Source organism: Pseudomonas sp. GW821-FHT01E05 (genome assembly GCF_059422425.1).
The window spans coordinates 381,592-406,054 of the sequence record NZ_JBWKWW010000002.1 but is presented as its reverse complement, the minus strand read 5'-3'; the positions used below and the strand labels follow the sequence as shown (position 1 = coordinate 406,054).

Sequence of the window (24,463 nt, the reverse complement as noted above, 5' to 3'; positions counted from 1 at the left end):
AGTGCTCACGAGTCTTTGCGGATCGGCTCTTCGACTTTATGCGCCTGCACGTCGATGGTATGCGGCTCGTTCAGTGGCGAAGCCTGTGGCTGCACCGGCGGTACCGGTTGGCCCGGTGTTGCGGATGGATCTGCAGGTTTTTCATCGTCGTTCATGGCCTTGCGAAAGCCCTTGATCGACTCGCCGACGTCAGTGCCGAGGTTTTTGAGTTTCTTGGTACCGAACACCAGCACCACGACAACCAGGATGACGATCCAGTGTTTCCAGTCAAAAATGCCCATGCTACAACTCCTCTTATAATCGTTTTCAAGCGGATGGACGCGAAGCCTTCTCGACGTGCCCGGACGTACCGATGCGCCGCTCCAGCTCGTCCAGCACAGCCTGTGGATGCTGCCCCAGTTGGGCGAGCATGACCAGACTGTGGAACCACAAATCGGCGGTTTCGTATATTACATCGCTGCAATCACCGCTGATGGCGGCATCCTTGGCGGCGATGATGGTTTCAACTGATTCCTCGCCGACTTTTTCCAGAATCTTGTTCAAGCCCTTGTGGTACAGGCTGGCGACATAGGACGTGTCGGCCGCTGCGCCTTTGCGCTCTTCGAGCACCAGGGCGAGACGGTTCAGGGTATCGCTCATGATCAGTGTCCTGCCGAATAGATGGCGTGCGGGTCTTTGAGTACCGGGTCGACAGTCTTCCAGTCGCCGTTTTCATAGACGCGGTAGAAGCAGCTTTGGCGGCCGGTGTGGCAGGCGATGTCGCCGATCTGTTCGACCATCAGAATGATCACATCGGCGTCGCAGTCCAGGCGCATCTCATGCAGTTTTTGCACATGGCCGGACTCTTCACCCTTGCGCCACAGCTTGCCACGGGAACGGGACCAGTAGATGGCGCGGTTTTCGGCGGCGGTCAGCTCCAGCGCTTCGCGGTTCATCCAGGCCATCATCAGCACGCGCCCGGTTTTGTGGTCCTGGGCAATCGCCGGCACCAGACCATCACTGTCCCATTTGATCTCATCCAGCCAATCTTTCATCTTCGACTCCGACAACCGTGCTCAGCGCTTGTTGCTGTGCCTTGGCGATGTGAAACAGTGTGCCAGCAGCGCGCGTTGCTGGCTATCGGCGCATGACCAGATACAAACCGACGGCGACCATGATCCCGGCCGGCCAATGCCCCAATTCATTCAACGGTCCGCCGGCAGCGAGTATCGTACCGCCGGCCAGATGTGCGGTACCGAGCAGACGCAGGAACCAGTCGTCCTTACGCCTGTGCCACGGTGGTGGCGTATCGGAGATATGGGGTTGCGACATGCGTTCGAGCAAGTCTCGGGTCATGTTGGCCAGGTGCGGCAGTTGTTCTACCTGGCTCTGCAGGTTGCCCAGCAGGGCTTTGGGGCTGATCCGCTCGCGCATCCAGCGTTCAAGGAACGGCTGGGCGGTGTTCCACAGATCCAGCTCCGGATACAGCTGACGACCCAGGCCTTCGATGTTCAGCAGGGTTTTCTGCAAAAGAACAAGCTGGGGCTGCACTTCCATGTTGAAACGCCGTGCGGTCTGGAACAGGCGCATGAGCACCTGACCGAAGGAGATGTCTTTTAATGGTTTTTCGAAAATCGGCTCACAAACCGTACGGATCGCCGCTTCGAATTCATTGAGTTTGGTTTCCGCCGGCACCCAGCCCGAATCGATGTGCAGCTGGGCGACGCGGCGGTAGTCGCGCTTGAAAAAGGCGAACAGGTTGCGCGCCAGATAATCCTGGTCTTCCGGGGTCAGGCTGCCGACGATGCCGCAGTCGATGGCAATGTACTGTGGGCTCCACGGCTGCACGGTGCTGACAAAAATATTGCCAGGGTGCATGTCGGCGTGGAAGAAACTGTCGCGGAACACCTGGGTGAAAAAGATCTCCACGCCGCGCTCGGCGAGCATTTTCATGTCGGTGCGCTGGTCGGCCAGGGTTGCCAGATCGGTGACTTGAATACCGTAGATGCGCTCCATCACCAGTACTTTCGGCCGGCACCAGTCCCAGTAGACCTGCGGCACGTAAAGCATCGGCGAGCCGTCGAAATTACGCTTCAACTGGCTGGCGTTAGCCGCTTCGCGCAACAGATCGAGTTCGTCGTAGATGGTTTTTTCGTAGTCCTGGACTACATCCACCGGGTGCAGCAGGCGGGCATCGGCGGAGAGTTTTTCGGCCGCACGGGCGAGGATGAATAACCAGGCCAGGTCTTGGGCGATCACCGGTTTGAGGCCTGGACGTATCACCTTGACCACCACTTCTTCACCGCTTTTCAGTTGCGCGGCGTGAACCTGCGCCACTGAAGCCGAGGCCAGCGGTTCGAAGTCGAAACGGCTGAAGACTTCGCTGATCTTCTTGCCAAGCTGGCTTTCGATCAGATCCACCGCCACTTGAGAGTCGAACGGCGGCACCCGGTCTTGCAACAGCATCAGCTCGTCGGCGATGTCTTCGGGCAGCAGGTCACGGCGAGTGGAAAGAATCTGGCCGAACTTGATGAAAATCGGCCCCAGATCCTGCAGCGCAAGGCGCAGGCGAGCGCCACGGCTAAGCGCCAGCGTCTTGCGCGGGAACCAGCGCCATGGCAAGGCATAACGCAGCGCCAGGAGAAACCAGGGCAATGGCAGGGCGAACAGCATGTCATCGAGGCGGTAGCGGATCACGACGCGCTGGATGCGCAACAAACGGCGGACGGCAAGCAGCTTCATGCGTTATCGCTTGAATCAAGGGATCGGGAAAGACGCTCGAAACGCGCCTCAAGACGTTCCAGATCGAGTTTGATCTGGTCTAGTTCGCTAAAGCGGGCTTCGGCTTCGCGTTGGCCTACCAGTGTGCGCGATTCTTCGCTGAGGTACTCGGCGAGGTTCTGGTTCAGGCTGGCGAAACCTTGCTGATACCAGCGCGCGCGGCTGCGCAAATGGCCACCGAGCAACTGCGTGGCGACCGGGCCGAGCCAGCGCGAGAGTTCGTACTCCCAGTCCAGTTCGAGGTCCTGCAGTATCATCGCGAGCTCCAGCAGTACCGCGCTGTCACCTACAAGCTCGACTTCAGGGCTGTGGAGAACCGCGGTCTTGTCTTTGTTCAGCGCCAGGCTCAGCAGGCTCGACGCCGGAGCGCGCAAGGTGCAATCGGCATCGGCCGCCCAATGGGCGGCCAGCATCAGGCCTTCATTGCTGGGGATGATGAACAGCTGCAACGCCGGGCTGCGACAATCGACGGCAATCACCTTGCCGTCCAGATGCTGCAAGCGCGGCAGGGCCGTGCTGTCGAGACGCAGCACGCGATTGAGGCCGTGTTCGACGCCGGCGAGCAGGCCGCTGAGCAACATCAGGGTTTGATGCCGCGATGCAGGGCGACAATGCCTGCGGTCATGTTGTGGTAGGTCACGCGGTCGAAACCGGCCTCGACCATCATCGACTTCAAGGTTTCCTGATTCGGGTGCATGCGGATCGACTCGGCCAGATAGCGGTAGCTTTCCGAGTCATTGGTGATCAGCTTGCCCATCAGTGGCATGAAGGCGAACGAATAGGCGTCGTAGGCTTTGGACATCAGTGCGTTGGTCGGCTTGGAGAACTCCAGCACCAACAGACGACCACCGGGCTTGAGGACGCGCAGCATGGAGCGCAGGGCGTCTTCCTTGTGCGTGACGTTGCGCAGGCCGAAGGCGATGGTCACGCAGTCGAAATGGTTGTCCGGGAACGGTAGTTTTTCGGCGTCGGCCTGGACAAACTCGACGTTGCCGGCCACACCCAGATCCAGCAAGCGATCGCGACCAACCTTGAGCATGGATTCGTTGATGTCAGCCAATACCACCTGACCGGTCGGACCTACCAGGTGCGAGAACTTTTTGGTCAGGTCGCCGGTACCGCCAGCGATGTCCAACACGCGATTGCCGGTGCGGACGCCGGACAGTTCGATCGCGAAACGCTTCCACAACCGGTGCATGCCACCCGACAGCAGGTCGTTCATCAAGTCGTACTTGGCGGCTACCGAGTGGAAAACTTCGGCGACTTTTTCCGCCTTCTGGCTTTCCGGGACGTTTTTGAAGCCGAAGTGAGTGGTGGGTTCGGCATCGCTGCCTTTGCGCTGATCAGTCATATCGCTGTCACCAAAAGAGAATGCGCGACATTCTAATCCCGGTGGCGGTCTTTGTCTTGGCAAGGCTGAATGTAAGATAGGCAACCGCCGAGTGGTTTTGACGCAGCTAGTGGCCCACACCGGCCGCTTGTGTCAGATGCTCCAGGCAAGTCCCGATAAAACAGGAGTCATTCAATGGCCCGTATCAGTGTTGAGCGTGCCCATGGCCTGGGTCTTGAAGCTGCCCGCGAAAAGACCGAAAGCCTTGTGCAAAAACTGGCCGATCAATATGGGCTCGTGCCCCAATGGGTGGGCGACACCGTGAAACTCAAACGCTCCGGCGTGAATGGGGCGGTCGAGATCGGCGAAAAAACGATCAGGGTGAATGTCGAATTGGGCCTGTTGATGTCAGCCATGAGCGGCACGATCAAGTCGGAAATCGAAAAGGCGCTGGATAAAGCCCTGGCCTGAAGCGCTTTTGTTTTTGTGTAGCAGGTTGGTGGTATTTCTTAGGGTGCCGTTTCTAATTTTTCTCACTACTTTGTGCCTAAGCCCTCATTCCTGCGGGCAGTTCCTCAAACCTTTTGCGCATGAGGTGCACCATGGCCAAAGTTAGTCTGAAGAAAAAAACCGACGTTGAGTCAACCACGCTGAGCGAAGTGAAAGTGTATGCCCGCAAGATCTGGCTGGCTGGCCTGGGTGCCTACACCAAGGTCGGTCAGGAAGGCAGCGAGTACTTTCAAGAGTTGATCAAGGCTGGTCAAACTGTTGAAAACAAAAGCAAAAAAGCGGTGACGGAACAACTTGAAGCCGCTAACAGTCAGATTGATAACGACAAGAGCGACGTCACCAGCTTCAAGGGCAAAGTCGAAGTGCAACTGGATAAAGTCGAGAAGGCTTTCGACACGCGTGTCGCAAGTGCCTTGAATCGCTTCGGCATTGCGTCTAAACATGATGTTGAAACACTCTCTGCTAAGCTCGATGGGCTGACGGCATTGCTTGAACGTGTCGCGCGTAAACATTAAGGAGAACGGGATGGCTGGTAAAAAGAATACTGAAAAAGAAGGCAGCTCGTGGATTGGGAAAGTCGAAGACTACTCCCGCAAAATCTGGCTTGCTGGTTTAGGCGTGTACTCGAAGATTGATACTGACGGCAGCAAGCTCTTCGATACCCTGGTCAAAGATGGCGAGAAAGCCGAGAAACTCACCAAAAGTGCTGTCGGCAAAAAAGTCGATGCCGCCAAGGACTCCGCCCAATCGGCCAAGTCCCGTGTCGGTGATGTCAAAGATCGCGCACTGGGCAAATGGGGCGAGCTGGAAGAGGCTTTCGACAAGCGTCTGAACAGTGCCATTTCGCGTCTGGGCGTGCCTAGCCGCAATGAAGTGAAAGCGCTGCACAGCAAGGTCGATACCCTGACCAAGCAGATCGAGCGCCTGACCGGTGCTTCGGTCACGCCAGTCTCCGCCAAAACTGCAGCGGCTAAACCATTGGCAAAAGCAGCCGCTAAACCTGCAGCCAAGCCAGCGGCTAAACCGGCTGCGAAAACCGCCGCGGCTAAACCTGCAGCGGCCAAGCCAGCTGCAGCTAAACCAGCAGTCAAGGCAGCAGCGAAACCTGCCGCCAAGCCTGCCGCTGCGAAGAAGCCGGTTGCCAGGAAACCAGCTGCGCCAAAGGCTGCCGCACCCAAGCCTGCAGTTGCCGAAAAACCCGCGGTTGCCGTCAGCGCAGCGAACTCCGCTGCTGCACCGGCCCCTGTGGTCGCCCCGACTGTTGCGCCGACTTCACCGACGCCAACCAGTCAGTCCTGATTTTTTCAGGACTCACAAAAACGCCCGACCGGCACAGGTCGGGCGTTTTTGTTTCTGCTGGGAAATTTCGCAGTGTCTGACAGAGCGGAAAAGATCGTCCTGCTCACTCATGCTCTTCCAGATACCGCAACGCCATTTGCTCAGTCGCCAGTTTCACTGGTGCCAGCAAGTGCGGTGCAACCAGCATCATGACTTGGTACACCACGACCCGCACTTCACCCTCACGATCAAGGATCCGTTGATAGTCGAGGGAGAACAGGAGCGTCATGGTGATTTGCTCGACCAGTTGCCCCAACGCCTGCGTGTCGCTGACCAACTGTCCCTGTGCCTTCAAACGTGCCAATAGAGAAGCCAGGGTTCGCTTCAAGGCGTTGAGCAGATTGCGAATACCTTTGGCTAGTTTTGGCAAGCGTCCGGCCAGGTTGGACAGGTCCTGGAACAGAAAACGATAGTGCGCCAGGCGTTCAACGATCAGGTGCAGGAACAGCCAATAATCTTCAGCGGCCAGTTGTGCATCCACCGGCGGATCGAGCAGCGGGGTCAGTTCGCTTTGGAAACGCTCGAACAAGCCAAGGATCAGCGGCTCCTTACCATGAAAATGGTAATAGAGATTGCCAGGGCTGATGCCCATCTCATTGGCAACTTCCATGGTGGAGACATTCGGTTCGCCCTTTTGGTTGAACAGTTGCAGGGCACATTCGAGGATCCGGTCGCGGGTTTTCATCCAGTCTTCTTGGTTATTGAGTCATGCCACGGCCAATAGCCCGACCGTGGTGCAGAGAAATTTCAGCGTACGCGTACATAGGTACCTGGCGCCGCCTCCATTGGTGGATAGTTCTGGTTACCGAGGGCCATCAGGGTTTCTCGCTGGGCACCGGAGCGTTCCTGAATCCAGCTCAGCCACTGGGGCCACCAACTGCCTTCGACATGGGTGCCGTCGTAATACCAGGCGCGTGGATCGCTACTGAGCTTGGGGTTCTCGATGTAATTGGCCTTGGGGTTGCCCGGCGGGTTGAGGATGCTCTGGATGTGCCCGCTGTTGGACAGCACGAAGCGCCGTTCGCCGCCCAGCAACAATGTCGAGCGGTACACCGCATCCCACGGGGTAATGTGGTCGTTGATACCGGCCACGTTGAAACTGTCCACGTTAACCTTCTGTAGATCGATAGGTGTGCCGCATACCTCCAGCCCTCCAGGGTGGCTCAGCGGGTTGTGCTTGAAGAAGTCCAGCAGATCACCATGAAATGCCGCTGGCAGGCGCGTGTTGTCGTTGTTCCAGTACAAAATGTCGAAGGCAGGCGGTTCCTTGCCCAGCAGGTAATTGTTGACCCAGTAGTTCCAGATCAGGTCATTGGGGCGCATCCATGCGAAGACTTTCGCCATGTCCCGGCCGTCGAGCACGCCTTGTTGGTAGGAGCGACGCTTGGCGGCTTCCAGCGTCTGCTCGTCGGCGAACAACATGGCCGGGCTGTCGATCTGGCTATCGAGCAGACTGACCAGGTAGCTGGCGCTGGAGACCCGCCGCAGTTGCCGCTTGGCTTGCAGGTGGCCTTGAAGCGCGGCGATGGTCAGGCCCCCGGCGCAGGCACCCATCAGATTGACTTCGCGTGCGCTGGTGATGGCGCGGCAAACATTCAGTGCTTCCTCCACCGCCTCAACATAACTGGACAGCCCCCATTCGCGGTGGCGAACATCCGGGTTGCGCCAGCTGATCACGAACACTTGCAGGCCATTCTTCAGCGCGTACTGGACGAAGCTGTTACCCGGGCTGAGGTCGAAAATGTAGTACTTGTTGATTTGCGGAGGCACGATCAGCAGTGGCCTGGCGTACTGCTTTTCGCTCATCGGCTTGTATTGCAAAAGCTCAAGCAGTTCGTTGCGAAACACCACCGAGCCTGCAGTGGTTGCCACGGTCTTGCCGACCTCGAAGGCGTGTTTGCCGACTTGGCTGGGCAGCCCGTGATTGTGCATCAGGTCGTCGAATAAATGGTTGAGACCGCGGACTATGCTGCTTCCGCCGGAGTTGAACAGCTCCTTGATCGCCAGCGGGTTGAGCAGGGTATTGGAGGGGGACACGGCGTCATTGAGCAGCGCGAAGATGAAATGCGCGCGGGCGCGGTCATCGTCGCTCATGCCGCTTTCATCAATCCAGCGTTTTACCTGTTTCTGCCAACTCAGGTAGGCCTGCAGGCCGCGACGATAAAACGGATTCAGTCTCCAGGTCGGGTCCGTAAAGCGTTGGTCCTGCGGGCTCGGCGTGTGCAGCGTTTCGCCCAACAACACGCGACCCAGCTGGCCTCCCAGGGCCAGGGCATGGCGGGCGCTGGTCACCGGGTGGCGCAAGCCATGGGCGGCCACGCTGCGCAGAGTCGAGAACAGGTCGCGGCCGCGCAGGCCGGTAATCGCACTCTGAGCGTTGATGAACGTGGCCCGTGTGGGCAACATGCCCGGTGTTGCTTTGTCTCTCATGAGTCAACACTCCTTCGTCAAGCCATCAACAAGCACATCAATCCAAGACAGACAACATAGTCGGTCCGGGCCTTTCTTGCGCAGGCGATCATCCTGTCGACATGCGCAAGACGCTATGTCCTGCCGAACGGAGCCGGGTGCGGGTGCATTACTGCCCGCTGACGCTCTTCCTCGAGAAATTCCATGATGATCGGCGCGACGGCTTCGGCGCGGGTAATCAGAAACAAATGACCGTCGTCGATTATGTGTAGCTGGGCATTGGGAATGCGCCAGGTCAGGATGCGCATGTTGATCAGCGGGATCAGCGGATCGTCGTCACCGGCCAGTATCAGGGTGGGCTGATGGACCTTGTGCAGCCAGTGAATGCTGGTCCAGCCAAGGCCCGCGAACAGCTGCCAGTAGTAACCCAGTTTGCCGGCCGAACGCACTTTACTGGCGTATTCGGCAGCCAGATTGGGATCGCGGCGAAAGGCTCCACCGTAGATCAGTGGAGCGATGCGAATCACATGGGACGGCTGGATGTAGCGCCGTGGGCTTGCCATCATCCAGAGTACTTTCGGCTTGCCCGGCACCATAAACGCGCCTGCTGCGGTCGCAGCCAGAACAAGCTTTTTGCAGCGCTCCGGGTAGTCGTAGGCAAACTGCTGGGCCAGCGCACCACCCCAGGACACGCCCACGATGTTGACTTGCCCATAGTCCAGGTAGTCGAGCATGCGCGCGGTCAGTTTGGCCAGCCCCGGGAAGCGGTAGGGCATGCTGGGCGTCGACGAACCGCCGACACCGGGAACGTCGAAGGCAATTACCTCCAGGTCCGGGTCAAGCGCATGGACGAACGGAAACACCAGCTCCAGGTTCGCGCCGATGCCATTGAAGATAAGCAAGGGCGTCAAATGAGGCTTGCCTGGGCGTACCGCGGTTCGGATGGTTTGGCCATCCAGGTCGACAGTACGGAATATGAACGGTTGCGGCATCTCAGAAGCCCTGTGGGTTAAAACGCTGAGCAAGCCTTCCTGAGCTTGCTCCAGATTATTCGAGGTCTGGCCTCGGCTGTATTGGTAGGGCTCGCGGCACCTCCGAGTGCCGCGGACTTCGTGACTGCCTACAGCTTAACGTTCATGCACATAGGTGCCCGGTGAGGCTTCCCCGGACGGATAGGCTTTGTTGCCCAGGTTGGTCGGGGACTTCTTCAGTTTGCCCGAGCGCTCGGCCTGCCAGGCCTGCCAGTGCAGCCACCAGGAGTCGGTGTGTTTGGTTGAGTTTTCTTGCCAGTCGGTGGCGGTGGCCGGCATATCGGTACTGGTCATGTAACGTGATTTCGGATTGCCCGGCGGGTTCAGAATGCTCTGGATATGTCCGCTGCTGGACAGCACGAATTCGACCTTGCCGCCGAATAGCTGCGCCGACTTGTAGCAAGACTTCCAGGGCGTGATGTGATCGTTGGTGCCGGCCAGAGAGTAGATGTCGGCAGTGACCTGCTTGAGGTCGATCGGCGTGCCGCTCACTTCCAGTGCATTGGCGCGGGTCAGTGGATTATTTTTGAACATTTCGATCAGGTCGCCGTGGAACGCAGCCGGCAATCGCGTGGTGTCGTTGTTCCAGAACAGAATGTCGAAGACCGGAGGCTCGTTACCCAGCAGGTAGTTGTTGACCCAGTAATTCCAGATCAGATCGTTGGGGCGCATCCAGGCGAAGACTTTGGCCATGTCGCGACCTTCCAGCACGCCCGCCTGATAGGAGTGGCGCTTGGCGGCTTCCAGGGTCTGTTCGTCGACGAACAGCGCAACCTGGGAGTCGAGGGTGGTGTCCAGCACGCTGACCAAAAGGGTCAGGGCGTTGACCTTCTTCTCGCCGAGGGCGGCGTAGTGGCCCAGCAACGCGGTGCAGGTGATGCCGCCGGAGCAGGCGCCGAGCATGTTGATGTCTTTGCTGCCGGTGATGGCGGAGACCACGTCGACGGCTTCTTTCAGCGCATCGATGTACGTCGACAGGCCCCACTCACGCTGAGCCTTGGTCGGGTTGCGCCAGCTGACGATAAAGGTCTGCTGATTGTTGCGCAGGCAGAAGCGCGCCAGGCTTTTGTCCGGGCTCAGGTCGAACACATAGAACTTGTTGATCTGTGGCGGGACCACCAGCAGCGGGCGCTCATGCACTTGTTCTGTGATCGGCCGGTACTGGATCAGTTCAAGTACGTCGTTGCGGAAAACCACCGCACCTTCAGTGGTCCCCAGACTCTTGCCGACTTCGAAGGCACCCATGTTCACCTGGCTCGGCATGCCGCCGTTGTTTACCAGATCTTTGGCCAGATGTGAGAGGCCGTCGAGCAGGCTTTTGCCGCCGGTCTCGAAGAAGCGTTTGACCGCTGCCGGGTTGGCCGCACTGTTGGTCGGGGCCATGGCTTCGGTCATCAGGTTGATCACGAAGTGAGCGCGACTGATGTCCTGTTCGGACAAATTACTGTTGCCGATCCAGTCGTGGAGTTCTTTGCGCCATGCCAGATAGGTTTGCAAATAGCGTCTGTAGAGCGGGTTCTGGCTCCAGGCCGGGTCGGTGAAACGACGGTCATCGCTTTCCGGTTGCAGCGCCGATTTACCGAATATCACGTTCTTCAGCTCGACGCCAAAATGCGCGACGTGCTTGACGCTGTGAATGGGTTGTTTGATGGCCTGGGTTAAGACCATTCGAGCAGAAGTAAGCAGATCTTTCCTGCGCAAGCCGATGACGGGATTAAGCCCCAGCGTATTTTCCGAGGCTTGAAACTTCAGGTCATCGTTATTCTTGTTACTCATCTACGACGCTCCATTGTCCTGAGGCGAGTACCGGGACCAGCTGTGTAGTCACACAGCAATTGCCAGGTACTACTGCTCGGGTGACCGTTAATTACGCACCGCTGCTTTCTGGTTCAGAGAGCACTGCAGGGAACTTGCCAGCTCCATTGGTTACCCGAGTTTAATTTTTTTCGCAAGCCGGCCTGTCGTTGGCCGCACAGCGGAGCATTCAAACAGATGAAATTAGAAAATGCCCTCTAAACAGCGAGACGCTTGAGTTAGAGCATCAGCTTGACGATGGACTCGCTAGGGTCGCGGGATTTCCCGGCGGCTTTGAGCTCTGCAAGATAATCCGCCCAAAGTGCTTCCTGTCGAAGTGCCAGTTGGTACAGATAATCCCAGGTGAAAAGGCCGCTGTCGTGACCATCGTCGAAGGTCAATTTCAGTGCGTATTGGCCGGCCGGCTCGACCTTGGACAGGCCTACGCCGATCTTGCCAAATTGCAGGATGGGTTTGCCGTGGCCCTGGACTTCGGCGGAAGGAGAGTGCACGCGAAGGAATTCGGCGGGCAGGTGGTACACCTCATCCGGCGCGTATTTCAGCGTCAGGGTTTTCGAGGCTTTGTGCAGTTCAATGGCGATGGGGAGTTTGCTCATGACCTGTAGTCCGTCTATATGGCGCGTGGTCTGACCCCCCGTAGGAGCACGGCTTGCCGGCGATGGCGGTTTCAAGTGCGCCATCGCCGGCACGCCGTGCTCCTACAGGAGTTCACATGACCTACAGGATATAACGGGAGAGGTCTTCGTTCTGCGCCAATTCGCCGAGGTGGCTGTTGACGTAGTCGGCGTCGATCTGGATTGCTTGACCGTCATGGGCGCTGGCCAGATCACCGGCACTGAACGACACCTCTTCAAGCAGGCGCTCGAGCAAGGTGTGCAGGCGACGGGCACCGATATTCTCGGTCTTTTCGTTGACCTGCCAGGCGATCTCGGCCAGACGCTTGATGCCGTCGGGCAAGAACTCGATGACCAGGCCTTCGGTCTTCAGCAACTCGCGGTATTGCTCGGTCAGCGATGCGTGCGGCTCGCAGAGGATGCGTTCGAAGTCGTCCGGGCTCAGTGCCTTGAGTTCGACGCGAATCGGCAGACGGCCTTGCAGCTCCGGTACCAGGTCGCTCGGCTTGCTCAGGTGGAACGCGCCGGAAGCGATGAACAGGATGTGGTCGGTCTTGACCATGCCCAGCTTGGTGTTGACCGTGCAGCCTTCGATCAGCGGCAGCAGGTCGCGCTGTACGCCTTCACGGGACACGTCGACACCACCGGAATTGCCGCGCTTGGCGACCTTGTCGATTTCGTCGATGAACACGATACCGTGCTGCTCGACCGCTTCCAGGGCTTTGGCTTTCAGTTCTTCTTCATTGACCAGGCGACCGGCTTCTTCGTCGCGCACCAGCTTCAGCGCTTCCTTGACCTTGAGCTTGCGGTTCTTGCGTTTGCCCTTGCCCATGTTGGCAAACAGGCTTTGCAACTGGTTGGTCATTTCTTCCATGCCCGGAGGTGCAGAGATGTCGACGCCGGTCGATTCGGCGATTTCGATCTCAATCTCTTTGTCATCCAGCTGACCTTCGCGCAGGCGCTTGCGGAACAGCTGACGGGTATTGGAGTCGTGGCTCGGCGCGGCGTCTTCGTTGAAACCCATGCGTGCCGGAGGCAGCAGTGCGTCGAGGATGCGATCTTCGGCAGCTTCTTCGGCCCGATAACGAACCTTGGTCATTTCCTGTTCGCGCAGCAGCTTGATCGCCGCATCGGCCAGATCGCGAATGATCGACTCGACGTCGCGGCCGACATAGCCGACTTCAGTGAACTTGGTTGCTTCGACCTTGATGAACGGAGCATTAACCAGTTTGGCCAGGCGCCGGGCGATTTCGGTTTTACCGACACCGGTCGGGCCGATCATCAGAATGTTCTTGGGCGTCACTTCGACGCGCAGCTCTTCGGGCAGCTGCATCCGGCGCCAGCGGTTACGCAGCGCGATGGCGACGGCGCGTTTGGCATCGTCCTGGCCGATGATATGGCGATTAAGTTCGTGGACGATTTCGCGGGGAGTCATGGACATAATAATTTGCGGTCCTCAAGCAAGAATAAAAGCCGTGGCGCGATGGCCGAAACAGGCTTACTCGGCGAGGTCCTGCTCCTCAATGGTGAAGGTGTGGTTGGTGAACACGCAGATGTCGCCGGCGATGCCCAAGGCGGTTTCGACGATTTCGCGAGCCGACAGATCGGTTTTTTGCAGCAGGGCGCTGGCTGCGGCCTGAGCGTAACCGCCACCGGAACCCATGGCGATCAGGCCTTCTTCGGGCTCAACCACGTCACCGTTACCGGTGATGATCAGGGACGCGTCTTTGTTGGCGACTGCCAGCATGGCTTCCAGGCGGCTGAGGGAGCGATCGGTGCGCCATTCTTTAGCGAGTTCTACAGCCGCGCGAACCAGGTGACCTTGATGCTTCTCAAGCTGGCCTTCGAAACGTTCGAAGAGGGTGAAGGCGTCAGCCGTGGCCCCGGCAAAACCGGCGATGACTTGACCGTGATACAGGCGGCGAACTTTTTTCGCATTGCCTTTCATCACGGTATTGCCGAGAGAAACCTGGCCGTCGCCGCCCATGACGACTTTGCCATGGCGGCGAACTGAAACGATGGTGGTCAAGGGAGAGTCTCCACGCAGCGGGGCGAAAATGCCCTGATGGAAACTCATATGGGGGTGGTGGGGCGTATTTCAACTGTAGGACACAGTGGGGGACGAGCGGTGATTGTTGGAAATATGTTGATCGTTCCCACGCTCTGCGTGGGAATGCAGCCTTGGACGCTCCGGCGTCTGCCGTTGTGACGCAGAGCGTCACGGGATGTATTCCCACCGCGGAGGGTGGGAACGATCAGTGAGGTCTTCGGTTAGCGGCTCTGGCGTTGTTGTAACAACAGATTGCTAAAGCCGCTGCCTGCCAATTGTTTCTGTGCGGTGGTCAGCTGTTCGCGATTGCTGAACGGCCCTACCAACACCCGATACCAGGTTTCTTCCTTCACGGTGCCGGACTCAACCGAAACCGCCTGCCCAAGCAGGATAATCTGCGCACGAACCTTGTCGGCATCGGCTTCTTTACGGAACGAGCCAGCCTGGAGGAAGAATTTGGTTACTGGCGCCGCTTTCGAAACCGGAGGCGCTGGCGGCGGGGTAATGCCGCTGAGTGCCGCCTGGGCCCGAGCGGTGTCGATCTTCGCCGCTTGGGCCGGGGTCACCGGAGCCACGGGTACGGGCTGCGGTGTCGGCAGGGTTTTCTCCGGCACGGCATCCGGCGGCACGATGACCTCGGATTCCGGCAGCAACGTGTAGAAGTCGTATTTTGGCTTCACCGGTTGTTGTGGGCTCGGAGGCGTCTTGTTCGCTTCGGCGATCTTGGTGGCTTTCTGCTGTTCTTGCTTGACCCGTTTGACGTCGTCGCCCTTGCCGGGTTCGAGCTTCATCAAAAAGACAATAAACGCGCCCACGGTGAGGCCGATGGCCATCCACAGCCATCCCGGGATCGGTTTCTTTGCAGGAGCTTGGTAACGGCTGGCGCCACGCTTTGGTGCTGGTGCTGGTTTTTTCTTGGCAGCCAACTTACATACGCTCCAGAGTTTCCAGGCCCAACAACTCCAGGCCTTGCTTGAGTGTGCGACCGGTCAGAGCGGCGAGACGCAAGCGGCTCTGCATTTGTGCCGGCGTTTCAGCAGTGAGGATCGGGCAGTTCTCGTAGAAGCTGGAGAACAGGCCGGCGACGTCATACAGGTAGGTGCAGAGGATGTGCGGTGTGCCCTTGTCGCTGACGTTGTTCAGCACTTCGCCAAATTGCGCCAGTTTGGCGGCCAGCTCATGTTCGTGAGCCGCCTGGAGCACGATTTGCCCTTCAACTTCGCTGAAGTCCTTGCCCAGCTTGCGGAATACACCGGCCACACGGGTGTAGGCGTACAGCAGGTACGGCGCGGTATTGCCCTCAAAGTTGAGCATCAGGTCGAAGTTGAAGCTGTAGTCGCTGGTGCGGTGTTTGGACAGGTCGGCGTATTTCACGGCGCCAATGCCCACAACCTTGGCGATGTTGCGCAGATCGGCTTCGGCAAGTTCCGGGTTCTTTTCCTTCACCAGCGTGTAGGCGCGTTCTTCGGCTTCGATCAGCAGGTCGATCAGCTTCACAGTACCGCCGTCACGGGTCTTGAACGGACGGCCGTCGGCGCCGTTCATGGTGCCGAAGCCCATGTGCTCCATCTGCATCGGGTGAGTCACGAAACCGGCGCGACGGGCGACTTCGAACACTTGCTGGAAGTGCAGGGCTTGCCGTTGGTCAACGAAGTACAGCGCGCGATCAGCCTTCAGCTTGCCGCTGCGGTAGCGCACGGCTGCCAGGTCGGTGGTGGCGTAGAGATAGCCGCCATCGGCCTTTTGCACGATCACCGGCAGCGGGTCGCCGTCGGCATTCTTGAATTCTTCCAGGAACACACACTGGGCGCCGTTGCTTTCAACCAGCAGGCCTTTGGCCTTGAGGTCGTTGACCACGTTGATCAGATCGTCGTTGTAAGCGCTTTCGCCCATGACGTCGGCCGGGGTCAGTTTGACGTTCAGCAGTTCGTAAATTTTCTGGCAATGGGACAGGGAGATGTCTTTGAAATGCGTCCACAGGGCCAGGCATTCCGGATCACCGGCCTGCAGCTTCACCACCAGGCCGCGGGCGCGATCGGCGAACTCTTCGGATTCGTCGAAGCGCTGCTTGGCGGCGCGGTAGAAGTTTTCCAGATCTGACAGCTCGTCGCTGGTGATCGGGTTTTCCTGCAAATAAGCCATCAGCATGCCGAACTGGGTGCCCCAGTCGCCGACGTGGTTCTGACGGATCACGGTATCGCCGAGAAACTCGAGAACCCGTGCCACGCCGTCGCCGATGATGGTCGAGCGCAGGTGCCCGACGTGCATCTCTTTGGCCAGGTTCGGCGCCGACAGATCGACCACTGTGCGCTGGACCGGGCCCGCCTTGTGCACGCCGATTTGCCGGTCGGCGAGGGCTGCGTCCAGGCGCGAGGCCAGCGCCTGGGTATTCTGGAAGAAGTTGAGGAAACCCGGGCCTGCGATTTCTGTTTTGCTGACCTGCTCGTCGGCCGGCAGTGCAGCGATGATTTTTTCTGCCAGATCGCGCGGCTTCATGCCCGCAGGCTTGGCCAGCATCATGGCGATGTTGCTGGCGAAGTCGCCGTGGGTCTTGTCGCGGGAGTTCTCCACCTGAATCGCCGGCGTCAGGCCTTCAGGCAACACACCTTCGTTGACGAGTTGGGTGATGGCTTGCTGGATCAGCTGGCGAATGGTGTCTTTCATGGTCTTCTCTTTCGACCGCAGGCGCGGCGGCGCTTCGATGCGCAGGTGGAAAAACTGGGCATTATCCGTTGCGAAGACGGGCTTGCCAACTATAGCGGTGAGGTTATGGATATGTGGTGACTATTCTTGCCCGCGATAGCAATTTATCTATCAATACAGATCCACAGGGTCAACATCCAGCGACCATCGCACCTGTCGCCCGCTGGGCATTTGCTCCAGCGCCAACAGCCAACCGCTCAGCAATCGATGCAGTGGCGCCCGGGCGGTGGCTTGCAACAAGAGCTGTGCGCGATAGCGCCCGGCGCGTCTCTCCATGGGGGCCGGCACCGGGCCGAGCAACTCGATGCCGGTCAGATGCTGTTCGCCCAGCAAGCGTTCAGCCTCGCTGCAGGCCTCATCGAGGAAGCCTTCGGCTTGCCCCGGTTTGTGCGCTTCAGCCCGCAACAACGCCAGATGCGCGAAAGGTGGCAGGCCGGCGGCGCGGCGTTCGCTCAGGGCCTGTTCGGCAAAGGCGAAATAACCTTGTTCGGTCAACTGCACCAGCAGTGGATGATCGGCCAGATGAGTCTGGATAATCACTTTGCCCGGCTCTTCGGCGCGACCGGCACGCCCGGCGACCTGGACGATCAGCTGAGCCATGCGTTCGCTGGCGCGAAAGTCGCCGGAAAACAACCCGCCATCAGCGTCCAGAATCGACACCAGAGTCACACGTGGGAAGTGATGCCCTTTGGCGAGCATTTGCGTACCCACCAGAATGCACGGCTGGCCTTTCTGGATGGTGGTGAACAGCTGATTCATCGCGTCCTTGCGTGAGGTGCTGTCGCGGTCGACTCGTAACACCGGGTAATCCGGGAAGAGAATCCCCAGCCGCTCCTCGGCTCGTTCAGTGCCCGCGCCGACAGGACGCAAATCGACCTTGCCGCATTGCGGACAGTGGCGCGGTACGCGCTCGACATAGCCACAATGGTGGCAGCGTAGCTCGCCGGAGCGCTGATGCACGGTCATTCGCGCATCGCAGCGGTTGCATTCGGACATCCAGCCGCAGTCGTGGCACAGCAGCGTCGGCGCGAAGCCGCGGCGGTTGAGAAACACCAGCACTTGCTGCCCGGCCGCCAGCGTCTGGCCGATGGCTTGTTGCATCGGCCCGGAAATGCCACTGTCCAGCGGGCGACTTTTAACGTCCAGACGCAGAAAGCGCGGTTGCTGCGCGCCGCCAGCCCGTTGCTTCAAGTGCAGCAGGCCGTAACGACCGATATGGGCGTTGTGCAGGCTTTCCAGCGAAGGTGTGGCCGAGCCGAGCACGATCGGGATGTTTTCCTGGCGAGCGCGCACCAGCGCCAGATCCCGGGCGTGATAGCGCAGGCCTTCTTGCTGTTTATAGGAGCCGTCGTGTTCTTCATCGATGATGATCAAGCCGGGGTTCTTCATCGGCGTGAACAGTGCCGAGCGAGTGCCGATAATGATGTCGGCGTCTCCATCCCGGGCCGCCAGCCACGATTCCAGCCGTTCGCGGTCGTTGACTGCCGAGTGCACCAGCGCGATGCGGGCGTTGAAGCGTTGTTCGAAGCGCGCCAGGGTTTGCGGGCCGAGGTTGATCTCGGGAATCAGCACCAGCGCTTGTTTGCCAGCCTCGAGGGTTTCGCGGATCAATTGCAAATAGACTTCGGTCTTGCCGCTGCCGGTGACTCCGGCCAGAAGGAACGCATGGAAACTGTCGAAACCTGCGCGAATCGCTTCATAGGCCGCGCGCTGTTCTGGATTGAGGGGCAGCTCCGGTTGTGCCAGCCAGTGTTCATGGCGCCCGCTGGGCGCGTGCTTGCGGATTTGCACCTGCACCAACTCTTTGGCCAGCAGCAAGTCGAGGCTGTCCTTGCTCAGCATCAGCTTGCTGAGCAGCTGATGGGCCACACCGTGGGGGTGCTGCGCCAGTGTCGCCAAAGCTTCGCGCTGGCGCGGCGCCCGGCTGATACGCGGATCGTCGAGGCTCGCGCCAGGAGAGACCGACCAGAAGCGCTCCTGACGCGCCTCAGCCAGTTCGCCCTGGCGTAACAAAACTGGCAGTGCCCAGCTCAGGGTGTCGCCCAGGCTGTGTTGGTAGTACTGGGAAGTCCACAGGCACAGCTTGAACAGTGCCGACGGCAAGGGTGGTGTGGCGTCGAGCAGTGCCAGTGCTGGCTTGAGCTTTTCAGCCGGGACTTCGCTGTGGTTGGTGACCTCCACCAGAATGCCGATCATCTCGCGTCGACCGAATGGCACGCGCAGGCGCATGCCCGGATGCAGATGAGCGCGCAGTACACCAGCGGGGGCGCGGTAGTCGAACAGGCGGCGTAGCGGCGAGGGCAGGGCGAGGCGCAGAATGGCGTCGGGCACGCGGGGATTTCTCAGTAAGCGGGCGGTGAAGAAGGCCCGGAGCCTAGCAGACGGTCGGTGTAAGGCATAGCTTGCGCGATTGCAAAGGTCTGGTAGAATCCGCGGCCTAATTCCGTGCGGTATTCAACAATAGTGTTGGGTGGCGGCACGCTAGCCTGAGGAATACACCATGAAAGCCGATATCCATCCAGAATACCCGGCAATTGCCGTAACTTGCAGCTGCGGCAACAAGTTCGAAACTCGTTCGACTTACGCTAAGCCTCTGGCGATCGACGTTTGCAACGAATGCCACCCGTTCTACACCGGTAAGCAGAAGACCCTGGATACTGGCGGTCGCGTTCAACGCTTCGCCGATCGTTTCGGTGCTTTTGGCGCAACCAAAAAAGCCTGAGGCTGATCATCCTGGAAAGCCTCAAAGGCTGTTCCTTGCTGATGAAAAAGGCGTCCCTTGCGGGCGCCTTTTTTGTGTCCGCGATTTGGTTCTCCAGCGTCCAGGCCTTCTGCCCGGCACCAGCTGCCTTGACCACGGTTCAGGTCCAGCGCGTGGTCGACGGCGACACCCTTCGGCTGAGCGATGGCCGCAGCGTGCGCATGATCGGCTTGAATACTCCGGAGCTAGGGAAGAGGGGCCGATCGGATGAGCCTTTCGCCGTGGCAGCTCGCAAGCGTCTGGAGGTTCTGGTCAGCGAAAGCGATGGGCGGCTTGGCTTGCTGTTGGGGCAAGAGAGCAAGGATCACTATGGGCGTACGCTGGCCCATATGTATGGTGCCAATGGCGTGAACCTTGAAGCCCAGCTGCTGGCTGAGGGTCTTGGCTATCAAGTGGCCATTGCACCGAATGTCGATTTTGTGGACTGTCAGCAGGCCGCAGAGCGCAGCGCACGCCAGGCGGGTGTCGGGCTTTGGCGGCAATCGTCTGTACAGAAAGCGGATCAGATCAGTACCCCGGGTTTCGCTGTGCTGAGCGGTCGTGTGAGCAATATTCAGCGCAATCGTGGCGGGCTGTGGATCGAATTGCAGGATTCGGTTGTATTGCGCATTGCACCCAATCAGCTGGGTCAATTCGATGTTTCGATGCTGGACCGGCTCAAAGGTCGGCAGATCGAAGCGCGCGGTTGGGTGCTCGATCGCTCTCGGCGTGGTGGGCTGAAATCCGGTCAGGCGCGCTGGTTGCTGCCGTTGTCCCATCCGGGAATGCTTCAACTGGTGCAATAAGAAAAAATTGTAGACATTTTTATTATTGATTGTGAACAGTTAATCCCTTGTGTTCCGTGGCTCTTGGTCCAAAGTCGTAGGGTAGGGCCCTTGACACTGATGACTGGTCAGTCTTGTAGGGACTTTGCGACGCGCGTATCCTCTGCGGTCCGTCTGTCCCACAGTAAAAAGCGGAATGCCCACATGTCTGATTTGAAAACTGCCGCTCTCGAATATCATGCCCATCCTCGTCCAGGGAAGCTGAGCGTCGAGCTCACCAAAGCCACCGCTACCGCTCGCGACCTGTCGCTGGCCTACAGCCCCGGTGTAGCCGAACCAGTCCGCGAAATCGCCCGCGACCCTGAACTCGCCTACAAGTACACCGGCAAGGGCAATCTGGTTGCAGTCATTTCTGATGGCACCGCGATTCTCGGTCTGGGTAATCTCGGCCCATTGGCTTCCAAGCCAGTCATGGAAGGTAAAGGCGTGCTGTTCAAGCGCTTCGCCGGCATCGACGTGTTCGATATCGAAGTCGACTCCGAAAGCCCGCAAGCCTTCATCGACACCGTCAAGCGCATCTCCATCACCTTCGGCGGGATCAACCTGGAAGACATCAAGGCGCCTGAGTGCTTTGAAATCGAACGTGCTCTGATCGAGCAGTGCGACATTCCGGTATTCCACGATGACCAGCACGGCACCGCAATTGTTACTGCCGCCGGCATGATCAATGCCCTGGAAATCGCTGGAAAAACCCTGCCTGAGGCGAAGATCGTTTGCCTGGGCGCTGGCGCTGCCGCGATCTCCTGCATGAAATTGCTGGTGAGCATGGGCGCCAAAATCGAAAACATCTTCATGGTTGACCGTACCGGCGTGATCCACTCCGAGCGTGACGACCTGAACCAGTACAAAGCTGTTTTCGCTCACGCTACCGACAAGCGCACCTTGTCCGACGCGCTGAAAGGCGCAGACGTGTTCGTCGGTCTGTCCGGCCCGAACCTGCTGAGCGCAGAAAACCTGCTGCTGATGGCTGCCAACCCGATCGTCTTCGCCTGCTCGAACCCGGATCCGGAAATCGCTCCGGAACTGGCTCACGCTACCCGCAACGACGTGATCATGGCTACCGGCCGTTCGGACTACCCGAACCAGGTCAACAACGTACTGGGCTTCCCGTTCATCTTCCGTGGTGCCCTGGACGTACGCGCCAAGCGCATCAACGAAGAAATGAAAGTGGCTGCCGCCAACGCCCTGCGCGAACTGGCCAAACTGCCAGTGCCTCAGGAAGTTTGCGACGCCTACGGCGGTATCAAACTGGAATTCGGTCGTGAGTACATCATCCCGAAACCAATGGATGCTCGTCTGATCACTGTGATCTCCGATGCTGTTGCCAAGGCTGCGATCGAGACTGGTGTGGCGACTCTGCCGTATCCGAAGAACTACCCGCTGAAAAGCGTGGATGACGTGTTCAACGGCTAAGCCGTTGTAGCGTCAAACAAAAAGCCCCGGCTCGGATGAGTCGGGGCTTTTTGCGTTATGGGGGTTGCCGAGTTGATCGTTCCCTCGCTCTGCGTGGGAATGCCTCACTGGACGCGCAGCAATCGCTTCGGCTGTGACGCAGAGCGTCACGGGCTGCGTTACCACGCGGAGCGTGGGAACGATCAGGATACGTTCTATCTGGCATACCGCGGATGCAGGTATTGGGAGCGCTTCGCGCTCCAGCGGGGGCAAGCCCCCTCGCCACAATTGCTCGCCGTTGCTCCTCTAGAACAAATCGATCGGCGCCGCTTCATCCGCTGGCAGCGGGCTGCCCGGTGCGTTGCCGTTACCCAGCTCGTTGATTGACGGTGGGGTGTCTTCGCTCTTGAACAGCTCGAAGTAGGCGTTCGGCGTGCCCGGTGTGGCTGCACGGCCGCTGATCGGGTCGACCCGCAGACTGAGGATGCCTTCCGGTTCGCTCTGGGTGTGTGCCGGCTTGCCCTTGAGGGCTGCACCCATGTAGTCCATCCAGATCGGCAGTGCGACGGTACCGCCGAACTCGCGGCGACCAAGGCTTTCCGGTTGATCGAAACCGGTCCAGACCGTGGTCACGTAGTCAGAGTTGTATCCGGAGAACCAGGCGTCCTTGGATTCGTTGGTGGTCCCGGTCTTGCCGGCCAGATCGGAGCGGCCCAGTGCCAAGGCGCGACGTCCGGTGCCGAGCTTGATCACGTCTTCCAGCATGCTGTTGAGGATGTAGGTCGTGCGACCGTCGATGATGCGTTCAGCTACCGCTGGAGTTTGCACTTCCGTCTGCGCCACGGGAGCTTCGCCTGGCATCGGGTTGACCGTAAAGGTGTTGGCTGCGGGAGCCACAAATCCGCTGCTGGCAGCGCTGCCGGCCGGGACGCTTGGCGGGTTGGCGGTGAACAGGTTGTCACCGTTGCGGCTATCGATCTTGTCGATGATGTACGGGGTGACTTTGTAACCGCCGTTGGCGAACGTGCTCCACCCTGTGGCGATTTCCATCGGTGTCAGCGTTGCCGTGCCCAAGGCCAGAGACAGGTTGCGCGGCAGATCCTGCTTGTTGAAACCGAACTTGCTGATGTAGTCGATGGTGCGGTCGACGCCCAAGGCTTGCAATAGACGGATCGACACCAGGTTGCGCGACTTGTACAAAGCTTCGCGCATACGGATCGGGCCGAGGAACGTGTTGGTGTCGTTCTTGGGGCGCCAGACCTTGTCCAGATACTCATCGACGAACACGATCGGTGCGTCGTTCACCAGGGTCGCCGGGGTATAACCGTTGTCCAGTGCGGCGCTATAGATGAACGGTTTGAAGCTCGAGCCTGGTTGGCGCTTGGCCTGCATCGCCCGATTGTAGTTGCTTTGCTCGAAAGCGAAGCCGCCAACCAGCGATCGGATTGCACCGTTCTGTGGGTCAAGCGAGACCAGTGCGCCCTGGGCGACCGGGATCTGGCTGAATTTCAGCGAATTGTCCGCCTGACGTTGCACGCGGATCAGGTCGCCGACCTGAGCAACATCCGACGGTTGCTTCGGATTGGCGCCCATGCTGTTGGTGTTCAGGAACGGCCGGGCCCATTTCATGCTGTCCCAGCTGACATGTTCTGCGCCGGAGCGGGTCAGGACTTGCACGCCGTTTTTCTCGACCTGAGTGACGATGGCCGGCTCAAGGCCGCTGATAGGACGCTGTTTGGTCAGTTCCAGCACCCAGGCGTCATGGGTCTTGCCCGGCAGGCGAGACTCAGGGCCGCGGTAGCCGTGGCGTTGATCGTAGGCCATCAGGCCTTCATGAATGGCAGTGTTGGCCATTTCCTGCAGGTTGCTCGGCACCGTGGTCGTGACGCGGAAGCCCTCGGTGTAGGCCTCGCTGCCATAACGGCCAACCATTTCGGCTCGGGCCATTTCAGCGATGTACGGCGCATTAACTTCAGGCGTCGGTACGTGGTAGCTGGCATTGAGCGGTTCGGCCAGCGCCGTCTGATAGGCCTTCTCGTCGATTTTTCCAAGCTTGTACATGCGCCCCAGAATCCAGTCGCGACGCTCCTTGCTGCGTGCCGGGTTGGCCAGGGGGTTGAAGCGCGAAGGAGCCTTGGGCAGGCCGGCAATCATTGCCATTTGTGCCAGGCTGGCGTCACGAATCGACTTGCCGTAATAGACCTGCGAGGCCGCCTCGATCCCGTAGGCGCGGTTGCCCAGATAGATCTTGTTGACGTAGAGCTCAAGGATCTCGTCTTTGGTCAACTGACGTTCGATCTGCAAAGCCAGGAGGATCTCCGTGGTCTTGCGCGAGAAGCTGCGTTCGCTGGTGAGGAAAAAATTCTTCGCGACCTGCATGGTGATGGTGCTGCCGCCGGACTGGATGTGTCCGCTTTTTACCAACTGAGTGGCGGCACGCATCAGGCTGCTGGGATCGACACCATAGTGATTGGCGAAATTGTCGTCTTCAGCAGAAAGTAACGCATTAATGAAATTGGGGGGAATGTCGGCGAAACGGATCGGTGTGCGGCGCATTTCGCCGAATTCTGCGATCAACTTGCCGTCGCTGCTATAGACCCGCAAAGGAATCTGCAACTGGATGCTTCTCAGTGCCTCCACCGAGGGTAACCCGGGACTAAGATAAAGAAACGCGCCGCTGAGACCCAGAAGCAGTCCGCAGAAAACAGCAACGATAGACCACCCGAAAAACTTCAGCAGACGAATCAAGGCTTTTGGATTTCCAGAGAAGAGAATGAATTAGGCGTCAGGATATTCACGGTAAACAGGATCGACCCGCGCTCGAGATAAAGGCGTAAAAAAAACGTTGAGCATTATAAGCATTTTTCGACAGGGAGCGTCATTTGCACTGCTGTCAAGACGCAGCCATTGAATGCTTCGGGTAATA

23 protein-coding genes are annotated in these 24,463 nt (G+C 58.9%); 6 read left to right on the top strand and 17 right to left on the bottom strand.

What is annotated here, in order from left to right; genetic code table 11:
* Window positions 1-5 precede the first annotated feature (5 nt).
* The 6 genes from AC07W5_RS05320 to ubiE form a co-directional block, all read right to left on the bottom strand.
* Window positions 6-281, bottom strand: coding sequence for a twin-arginine translocase TatA/TatE family subunit (locus AC07W5_RS05320; protein WP_494994308.1), 276 nt, complete (start codon window positions 279-281; stop codon window positions 6-8).
* 25 nt (window positions 282-306) lie between these two features.
* Window positions 307-639, bottom strand: coding sequence for a phosphoribosyl-ATP diphosphatase (locus AC07W5_RS05315; RefSeq protein WP_494994307.1), 333 nt, complete (start codon window positions 637-639; stop codon window positions 307-309).
* A gap of 2 nt (window positions 640-641) precedes the next feature.
* On the bottom strand, window positions 642-1,034 hold the full coding sequence (gene hisI, locus AC07W5_RS05310; protein ID WP_494994306.1) for a phosphoribosyl-AMP cyclohydrolase: 393 nt from the start codon (window positions 1,032-1,034) through the stop codon (window positions 642-644).
* Between the two features lie 82 nt (window positions 1,035-1,116).
* Window positions 1,117-2,721, bottom strand: a complete 1,605-nt coding sequence (gene ubiB, locus AC07W5_RS05305) for a ubiquinone biosynthesis regulatory protein kinase UbiB (protein ID WP_494994305.1) — start codon at window positions 2,719-2,721, stop codon at window positions 1,117-1,119.
* Complete coding sequence (locus AC07W5_RS05300; protein WP_494994304.1) at window positions 2,718-3,341, bottom strand: ubiquinone biosynthesis accessory factor UbiJ; 624 nt, start codon at window positions 3,339-3,341, stop codon at window positions 2,718-2,720. Before AC07W5_RS05300 ends, ubiB begins: the two co-directional genes overlap by 4 nt.
* Window positions 3,341-4,111, bottom strand: a complete 771-nt coding sequence (gene ubiE, locus AC07W5_RS05295) for a bifunctional demethylmenaquinone methyltransferase/2-methoxy-6-polyprenyl-1,4-benzoquinol methylase UbiE (RefSeq protein WP_007948968.1) — start codon at window positions 4,109-4,111, stop codon at window positions 3,341-3,343. Before ubiE ends, AC07W5_RS05300 begins: the two co-directional genes overlap by 1 nt.
* A 174-nt stretch (window positions 4,112-4,285) precedes the next feature.
* On the opposite strand from ubiE, the gene AC07W5_RS05290 reads away from it, so the two are divergent.
* From AC07W5_RS05290 to AC07W5_RS05280, 3 genes are all read left to right on the top strand, one after another.
* Window positions 4,286-4,561, top strand: a complete 276-nt coding sequence (locus tag AC07W5_RS05290) for a polyhydroxyalkanoic acid system family protein (protein ID WP_495011050.1) — start codon at window positions 4,286-4,288, stop codon at window positions 4,559-4,561.
* 131 nt (window positions 4,562-4,692) lie between these two features.
* Window positions 4,693-5,115: a phasin family protein gene (locus AC07W5_RS05285; protein WP_494994302.1), complete on the top strand. Its 423-nt coding sequence runs from the start codon at window positions 4,693-4,695 to the stop codon at window positions 5,113-5,115.
* Window positions 5,116-5,125: 10 nt separating this feature from the next.
* Entirely contained in the window at window positions 5,126-5,899 is a 774-nt protein-coding gene (locus AC07W5_RS05280) for a phasin family protein (protein WP_494994301.1), read from the top strand.
* 103 nt (window positions 5,900-6,002) lie between these two features.
* Here AC07W5_RS05280 and AC07W5_RS05275 read toward each other — a convergent pair whose 3' ends face one another.
* From AC07W5_RS05275 to AC07W5_RS05230, 10 genes are all read right to left on the bottom strand, one after another.
* On the bottom strand, window positions 6,003-6,623 hold the full coding sequence (locus AC07W5_RS05275; protein ID WP_494994300.1) for a TetR/AcrR family transcriptional regulator: 621 nt from the start codon (window positions 6,621-6,623) through the stop codon (window positions 6,003-6,005).
* Window positions 6,624-6,685: 62 nt separating this feature from the next.
* The gene (phaC, locus tag AC07W5_RS05270; protein ID WP_495011051.1) at window positions 6,686-8,368 is read right to left on the bottom strand and encodes a class II poly(R)-hydroxyalkanoic acid synthase; all 1,683 of its coding nucleotides are present in this window, start codon (window positions 8,366-8,368) and stop codon (window positions 6,686-6,688) included.
* Between the two features lie 113 nt (window positions 8,369-8,481).
* Entirely contained in the window at window positions 8,482-9,339 is an 858-nt protein-coding gene (phaZ, locus tag AC07W5_RS05265) for a poly(3-hydroxyalkanoate) depolymerase (protein ID WP_494994298.1), read from the bottom strand.
* Between the two features lie 135 nt (window positions 9,340-9,474).
* Window positions 9,475-11,154 carry a class II poly(R)-hydroxyalkanoic acid synthase gene (gene phaC, locus AC07W5_RS05260; RefSeq protein ID WP_494994297.1) on the bottom strand — a complete coding sequence of 560 codons (1,680 nt, stop codon included), beginning with the start codon at window positions 11,152-11,154 and terminating at the stop codon, window positions 9,475-9,477.
* A gap of 257 nt (window positions 11,155-11,411) precedes the next feature.
* Entirely contained in the window at window positions 11,412-11,789 is a 378-nt protein-coding gene (locus AC07W5_RS05255; protein WP_494994296.1) for a gamma-butyrobetaine hydroxylase family protein, read from the bottom strand.
* Window positions 11,790-11,910: 121 nt separating this feature from the next.
* Entirely contained in the window at window positions 11,911-13,248 is a 1,338-nt protein-coding gene (gene hslU / locus AC07W5_RS05250; RefSeq protein WP_494995468.1) for an ATP-dependent protease ATPase subunit HslU, read from the bottom strand.
* Window positions 13,249-13,305: 57 nt separating this feature from the next.
* Complete coding sequence (gene hslV / locus AC07W5_RS05245) at window positions 13,306-13,836, bottom strand: ATP-dependent protease subunit HslV (protein WP_494995469.1); 531 nt, start codon at window positions 13,834-13,836, stop codon at window positions 13,306-13,308.
* A gap of 242 nt (window positions 13,837-14,078) precedes the next feature.
* On the bottom strand, window positions 14,079-14,783 hold the full coding sequence (locus AC07W5_RS05240; protein WP_494995470.1) for an SPOR domain-containing protein: 705 nt from the start codon (window positions 14,781-14,783) through the stop codon (window positions 14,079-14,081).
* Between the two features lies 1 nt (window position 14,784).
* Window positions 14,785-16,521 (bottom strand): arginine--tRNA ligase, encoded by a 1,737-nt coding sequence (gene argS, locus AC07W5_RS05235; RefSeq protein ID WP_494995471.1) that lies wholly within the window; start codon window positions 16,519-16,521, stop codon window positions 14,785-14,787.
* A gap of 150 nt (window positions 16,522-16,671) precedes the next feature.
* Window positions 16,672-18,891, bottom strand: a complete 2,220-nt coding sequence (locus AC07W5_RS05230) for a primosomal protein N' (protein ID WP_495011052.1) — start codon at window positions 18,889-18,891, stop codon at window positions 16,672-16,674.
* Between the two features lie 169 nt (window positions 18,892-19,060).
* On the opposite strand from AC07W5_RS05230, the gene rpmE reads away from it, so the two are divergent.
* From rpmE to AC07W5_RS05215, 3 genes are all read left to right on the top strand, one after another.
* Window positions 19,061-19,282, top strand: coding sequence for a 50S ribosomal protein L31 (gene rpmE / locus AC07W5_RS05225; RefSeq protein WP_494995473.1), 222 nt, complete (start codon window positions 19,061-19,063; stop codon window positions 19,280-19,282).
* 41 nt (window positions 19,283-19,323) lie between these two features.
* On the top strand, window positions 19,324-20,106 hold the full coding sequence (locus AC07W5_RS05220) for a thermonuclease family protein (protein WP_495022912.1): 783 nt from the start codon (window positions 19,324-19,326) through the stop codon (window positions 20,104-20,106).
* A 183-nt stretch (window positions 20,107-20,289) separates the two neighbouring features.
* Window positions 20,290-21,558, top strand: coding sequence for a malic enzyme-like NAD(P)-binding protein (locus AC07W5_RS05215; protein ID WP_494995475.1), 1,269 nt, complete (start codon window positions 20,290-20,292; stop codon window positions 21,556-21,558).
* Window positions 21,559-21,843: 285 nt separating this feature from the next.
* Here AC07W5_RS05215 and AC07W5_RS05210 read toward each other — a convergent pair whose 3' ends face one another.
* Window positions 21,844-24,282: a penicillin-binding protein 1A gene (locus AC07W5_RS05210; RefSeq protein ID WP_494995526.1), complete on the bottom strand. Its 2,439-nt coding sequence runs from the start codon at window positions 24,280-24,282 to the stop codon at window positions 21,844-21,846.
* Between the last annotated feature and the right edge of the window lie 181 nt (window positions 24,283-24,463).